Genomic DNA, 981 nt, shown 5'->3' on the forward strand with positions numbered 1-981 from the left:
GATCGCCAGGCCGGTGCCCAGCTTGGCCAGGCCGGTCCAGGACTGCTTGAACACGTCCCAGCCCTGAAGCCCGACCAGGCCGCCCAGGCCCTTCAGGGTGCCCCAGACCCCGTCGACGACGATGCCCTTGCCGAACTCCCAGGCGTGCTCCCACACCTGCCACGCCGGGATGGACTCCTCCACCGCGTCGCCCCACGGCAGGGACTTGGACTGCTTCATCGCCTCGGCGTCGTAGCCGTACATGTCCTTGGCGTTGGAGCCGTCGTTGACCCGCAGCGGCTTGCCGCCCACCAACGCGACGATCTTCGCGTGAGCAGCCCGTTCCACTTCCTGGAACTCCGCCCACACCTCGGCGATCTTGTTACGGCGCTCGAGGTTCTCGTCGATCAGATCGCCGTCCTCACGCCACTTGTCCTCCTTGGAGACCTTCGTACGGAACGCCTCCGCCTCCGCCTTCAGACTCTCCAGCTTCTTGACGACCGGCGCGGCATCACGCGAGTACGTGCCCAGGGCGCCGGCGATGGTGCACATGTCGGAGCTGAGCTTCAGCCCGAGGTCGGAGACGGGTTTCGTCGTCGCGAAGAGCTGGTCGGCCTCGGGCGCCTGGTAGAAGGCCTGCAGGCCGCCGAAGCTGGTGTGGACGTCCGAGGCCTTCGTCGAGACCGTGGCCCCGCCCGAGGAGATGGCCTTCACCTTCTCGTCCAGCACCGCCAGGTTCCCGGTGAAGACCGGCACCTCGGCCGGATCGACCGGCGCGTCCCCGCTCACTTCTTGCCCCCCGGCTTCTCACGCAGAATGTCGAGATTCACCCCCGCGGCCTGAGCCGCCTCCGACATGGCCGTCAGCAGCGCGTTCAAGGCCTTCTCCAGCTCACCGGCGTTCCCGCCGACGGTCTTCAACTGCCCTTGCACACCCTGCGGCTTGATGTCCCACGACGTCATGGACGATCCACCCCCGTGAACCCGACTTCCCTACCGACCC

2 pseudogenes are annotated in these 981 nt (G+C 67.4%); both read right to left on the minus strand.

The features are described 5' to 3' along the window. A pseudogene (locus IH80_RS0138430) lies at window positions 1-768 on the minus strand (hypothetical protein); the annotation flags it as partial. A gap of 41 nt (window positions 769-809) precedes the next feature. Continuing rightward, window positions 810-941: pseudogene (locus IH80_RS45195) on the minus strand (DUF6507 family protein); the annotation flags it as partial. Window positions 942-981 lie beyond the last annotated feature (40 nt).

Origin of the sequence: Streptomyces sp. NRRL S-378, from assembly GCF_000720645.1 — a bacterium.
In the GTDB taxonomy this organism is placed as follows: domain Bacteria; phylum Actinomycetota; class Actinomycetes; order Streptomycetales; family Streptomycetaceae; genus Streptomyces.